Genomic DNA, 5029 nt, shown 5'->3' with positions numbered 1-5029 from the left:
TACGCAATGCGCGCACTTGCCGTGGCGGAACCTCGTGCGCGCCTGCGAAAGCTCGCCGTCTCGTGCATGTGAAATGGAACATCGGTCGATCACCGCGGGAGTTACCCTGAAAAAGGAATCGCGAAAAACATCGGCTCGCTAGTCACTTACCCGCATAGTGAACGCGACCACTTTGAAAAACTGCTTCCGTCTTAACGAAGATAAAAATTTTATGAATTATTTTTGCGATCGCCATGAGATTTATGACGCGCAGGATTCCTCACGGTGATTCAAAAACTTGCTTTCCGCACCGCGCGCATGCTGCGCCAGCGTCGGTTGCGAGCAGCTCCGAGCTCATCCGCAAAATGGATTGCGAGAAATCTCGCATCGTGTATTCCTTAACTCGCTCGCGGCGCCCACGATCTTGAGACCAGCGCGGTTTTAGAAACGGGGCGGACGCGCAAATCGGCGGCGGTGTGCGCGTTGGCGACGCTTTCCTAGCGATTGTTGGGATCGTAACCCGATCATTTTGGGTAGCGAGACTCTGTGTCTGAATTTCTCCGGGCGAGACATCCGTGTCTGGTCTGCATCGAACGAGAGAAAAACAGGCCCTTGTCATCCGAGCAGGCGCGGCGAAGGTGAACCAGGCGAGCTAAGTTGGGATGACTTGGGAACTCTGGTGAGACGACCTTGCCGCGAGCGATCGCGGTGAGACGGGGAGGGTTGTTGCATGTTTGACGTAGGCATCGCTGTATTTGATCGACTAGTGATTTTGAACCATATCGCTTCCATCATCGACACTCGTTGCACGGCGCGAAGCGCCGAAGTCCGGCTCAGTACCGGCTGACCTCGCCGAACATCCTCGGCTCCTGCCACCGCTGAACTGACCGCGGCATCCTTGCCGCACGGGATAGATGTGTCCGGAGCGGAGCCTCCGCTCGAGGTCGCGCGCCGCGGCGGCGAAGCCGCTTGGCGCTTCCGCAAAGCCAACTCCAATTCATTTTGAGAAGTATCAGTCGATGACAAACTCGGAACAGGATCGCTGGACCCGCGTCAAAGGTCGGTTGCGGTCGAGCGTGGGCGATGACGTCTATTCGAGCTGGTTTGCCCGCATGGATTTGGAAAGCGTGCAGCAGGAGAGCGTCCGTCTCTCGGTCCCGACCACGTTCCTGAAGAGCTGGATCCAGGCGCACTACGCCGAGCGCGTTCTGTCCTGCTTCCAGGCCGAGATGCCCGAGGTGCATCGGATCGACCTCACCGTGCGCTCGGCGGCGCGGGCGCTCGTGCAGCCCAAGGAGCCGCCGCAGCTTCTCGATGCGCGGCGCCCGGAGCGGCCCGACGGCCGCGCGGCCGTCGAAGCGCGCATGCCTGCGGCGACGCCGGTTTCGACGAGCCACGACGCACTCGGCGGCTCGCCGCTCGATCCGCGCCTGACATTTGCGAGCTTCGTGGTCGGACGTTCGAACACGCTGGCGCATGCGGCCGCGCGCCAGGTCGCGGAAGGACGGCGCGGCGATCCCGTGATGTTCAATCCGCTCTACATCCATGCCGGAGTCGGCCTCGGCAAGACCCACCTGCTGCAGGCCGTGACCTGGGCCGGCAATGCGGCCGGCGAGCGCAAGGTGCTGTACCTCACCGCCGAGAAGTTCATGTACGGCTTCGTCGCCGCGCTGAAGACGCAGACCGCGCTCGCCTTCAAGGAAGCGCTGCGCGGCATCGACGTGCTCGTCATCGACGATCTGCAGTTCCTGCAGGGCAAATCGACGCAGGCCGAGTTCTGCCATACGCTGAATGCGCTGATCGACGCTGGGCGGCAGGTCGTCATCGCCGCCGATCGCCCGCCATCGGACCTCGAAAGCCTCGACGACCGCGTGCGCTCGCGGCTGGCCGGCGGACTCGTCGTCGAGATGGGCACGCTCGGCGAGGAGCTCAGACTGGGCATCCTGCGCTCGCGGGTCGCCGCCGCCAGGGTTCACCATGCGAGCTTCGAGGTACCGGAAGCGGTGCTCGACTATCTCGCCCGCAGCATCACCCATAACGGCCGTGACCTCGAAGGCGCGATCAACCGCCTGCTCGCCCATTCCAAGCTCAACGCCCAGCCGGTGACGCTGGAGATGGCCGAGCGGGAGGTGCGCGACCTGATCCGCCCGCAGGAACCGAAGCGGATCAAGATCGAGGACATCCAGCGCGTGGTGGCGCGGCAATACAATGTCAGCCGCTCCGACCTGTTGTCGTCGCGCCGGACCGCGAACGTCGTGCGCCCGCGCCAGGTCGCGATGTATCTCGCCAAGACCTTGACCTTGCGCTCGCTGCCAGAGATCGGCCGCCGCTTCGGCGGGCGCGACCACACCACCGTGCTGCATGCCGTGCGCAAGATCGAAGCGCTGGTGGCCAAGGACACCGCGCTCTCCGAGGAAGTGGAATCGCTCAAACGGCAATTGCAGGAATAGGCCTGTCTGCCATCAGCGCGCCCGGGCCGCAAAGGCCCGGGACGGCCTCATCTCGGCCCGAGGCGAGGCAAAAGCTGGGAAACCGGCCGCCTCTCCCTTGAACTTGACGCCCATCCGCGCCACTTTACGGTCCCCCGACGGCCCAAGGAAGCACCGGCTACGGGTATCACGCGAGCCGCGGCGTACCATATTCGCCCGGCGCTCCCACCACATGCTCTGCTGGATCGGGCGGATATTGCAATGAAGGTCACCGTCGAACGCGCGCAACTCCTGAAGTCGTTGGGCCACGTGCACCGGGTGGTCGAGCGCCGCAACACCATCCCGATCCTCGGCAACGTGCTGCTGCGCGCCGAAAATGCCCAATTGTCGCTGAAGGCCACCGACCTCGACCTCGAGGTGACCGAAACCCTGGCCGCCGAGATCGGAACGGGGGGGTCCACCACGGTGCCGGCGCACATGTTCTACGACATCGTGCGCAAACTGCCGGACGGTTCGCAGATCGCGATCGAGGGCGACGGCGACCGCTCCGTGCTGGCAATCCGCGCCGGTCGCTCGCGCTTCACCCTGCAGACCCTGCCGGAGAGCGATTTCCCCGATCTCGCCGCGGGCGAGATGACCCATTCCTTCTCGCTCACCGCGGCCGATGTGAAACGGCTGATCGACCGTACGCAGTTCGCGATCTCGACCGAGGAGACGCGCTATTATCTCAACGGCATCTACCTGCATGCCGCCGGCAGCGCCAAGGCCGCAAGCCTGCGCGCGGTCGCGACCGACGGCCACCGTCTTGCGCAGGTCGACCTGCCGCTGCCTGCGAGTGCCTCCGGCATGCCCGGCGTGATCGTGCCGCGCAAGACGGTCGGCGAGGTGCAGCGCCTGATCGAGGACAACGCGGCGGAAGTCACGATCGAGCTGTCGCAGGGCAAGATCCGCTTCAGCCTCGGCAACGTGGTGCTGACCTCCAAGCTGATCGACGGCACCTTCCCCGATTACGCCCGCGTCATCCCTCAGGGCAACGACAAGGAGCTGCTGGTCGACAGGGCCGACTTCTCCGCCGCGGTCGACCGCGTCTCCACCATTTCGAGCGAACGCGGCCGCGCCGTGAAGCTCGCGCTGTCCGCCGGCAAGCTCATCCTGTCCGTCAACAATCCGGATTCCGGCAGCGCCACCGAGGAGCTCGAGGTCGAATATGCGTCCGACGCGCTCGATATCGGCTTCAACTCGCGCTATCTGCTCGACATCGCCGCCCAGATCGAGGGCGAGGTCGCCGTCCTGAAGCTCGCCGATCCCGGCTCGCCGACGCTGGTGCAGGACCGCGACAACAGGAACGCGCTCTACGTGCTGATGCCGATGCGGGTGTGATCGTCCTTCTCGTCATTGCCGGGCAATGACACCGAACATGACCCCGTCCCGCATCCATCGCCTGTCGCTGACGCATTTCCGCAACTACCGTGCGGCTAGCCTGACCACGGCCAGCGACATGGTCGCGCTGGTCGGGCCGAACGGCGCCGGCAAGACCAATTGCCTGGAGGCGATCTCGTTCCTCTCGCCGGGCCGCGGCCTGCGCCGCGCCACGCTGGAGGATGTCGCCGACAACCAGGGCGACGGCTCCTGGGCGGTGTCCGCCGAGGTCGAGGGCGCGCTGGGGCTCGCGACGCTCGGCACCGGCATCGAGCCGCCGCGGGCCGATGCCGCGATCAGCCGGCGCTGCCGCATCGATCGCGAGAATGTCGGCTCGGCGTCCGCGTTCGGCGATCATCTGCGCATGGTCTGGCTGACGCCGGCGATGGACGGGCTGTTCATGGGATCGGCCTCCGAGCGCCGCCGCTTCTTCGACCGCCTGGTGCTCGCCATCGACAGCGAGCATTCGAGTCGCGTCTCGGCGCTGGAGCGTTCGCTGCGCTCGCGCAACCGGCTCCTGGAGGTGCGCAATTTCGATGACCATTGGTGCGATGCGATCGAGCGCGAGACCGCCGAGCTTGCGGTCGCGGTCGCGGCGCTGCGCGGCCAGACCGCGGTCAAGCTCGCTCACATGCTGCGCGCGCGCGGCGAGACTTCGGCATTTCCTTCCGCCGAGATCGCGCTCGACGGCTGGATGGAAAATGCCTTGCTGTCGGAGCCCGCGACCGCGGTAGAGGACCGTTACCGAAAGCTTCTGCGCGAAAACCGCGCGCGCGATGCCACCGCCGGCCGCACCCTCGACGGGCCGCACCTCACCGATCTTCAGGTGGTGTATGCGCCGAAACAGATGCCGGCGCGCGATGCATCGACCGGCGAGCAGAAGGCGCTTCTGATCGGGCTCGTGCTCGCGCACGCAACGCTCGTGGCCGAGACGACCGGGATCGTCCCGCTGCTGCTGCTCGACGAGGTGGTCGCCCATCTCGATCCGAACCGGCGCCGCGCATTGTTCGGCGAGCTGACAAAACTCGGCGCGCAGGTCTGGCTGACCGGCGCCGATCCCGCCGCGTTCGGCGAACTCGGCGCGTCGGGCGAGCTTTTCGCGGTCGAGAGCGGTCGCATCACGCGCCACGCGTAAAGCGGACCATCAATGCGTCACCGTCGCCTGCGACGCGGCGGCCTTGCCGTCGAGCACCCGGTCGATC

The 5029-nt window shown here is 65.6% G+C and carries 3 protein-coding genes; all 3 read left to right on the top strand.

All coding sequences use genetic code 11. From position 1 onward, the window contains the following. The first annotated feature begins 998 nt into the window (after positions 1-998). On the top strand, positions 999-2429 hold the full coding sequence (gene dnaA, locus JOY90_RS19810; protein ID WP_291692800.1) for a chromosomal replication initiator protein DnaA: 1431 nt from the start codon (positions 999-1001) through the stop codon (positions 2427-2429). 240 nt (positions 2430-2669) lie between these two features. Continuing rightward, on the top strand, positions 2670-3788 hold the full coding sequence (dnaN, locus tag JOY90_RS19805) for a DNA polymerase III subunit beta (RefSeq protein WP_291692799.1): 1119 nt from the start codon (positions 2670-2672) through the stop codon (positions 3786-3788). Between the two features lie 37 nt (positions 3789-3825). Further along, on the top strand, positions 3826-4962 hold the full coding sequence (gene recF / locus JOY90_RS19800) for a DNA replication/repair protein RecF (RefSeq protein ID WP_291692798.1): 1137 nt from the start codon (positions 3826-3828) through the stop codon (positions 4960-4962). The last annotated feature ends 67 nt before the right edge of the window (positions 4963-5029 follow it).

The organism is Bradyrhizobium sp., assembly GCF_019242285.1.
Taxonomy (GTDB): Bacteria; Pseudomonadota; Alphaproteobacteria; order Rhizobiales; family Xanthobacteraceae; genus Bradyrhizobium.
Note: the sequence above shows the minus strand (reverse complement) of the source record. Positions and strands in the feature narration are given on the sequence as shown.

Bases quoted from the DNA above. Each gene is read 5' to 3' on its own strand.
- dnaN (WP_291692799.1), top strand. From the start codon at position 2,670: ATGAAGGTCACCGTCGAACGCGCGCAACTCCTGAAGTCGTTGGGCCAC.
- recF (WP_291692798.1), top strand. From the start codon at position 3,826: ATGACCCCGTCCCGCATCCATCGCCTGTCGCTGACGCATTTCCGCAAC.
- dnaA (WP_291692800.1), top strand. From the start codon at position 999: ATGACAAACTCGGAACAGGATCGCTGGACCCGCGTCAAAGGTCGGTTG.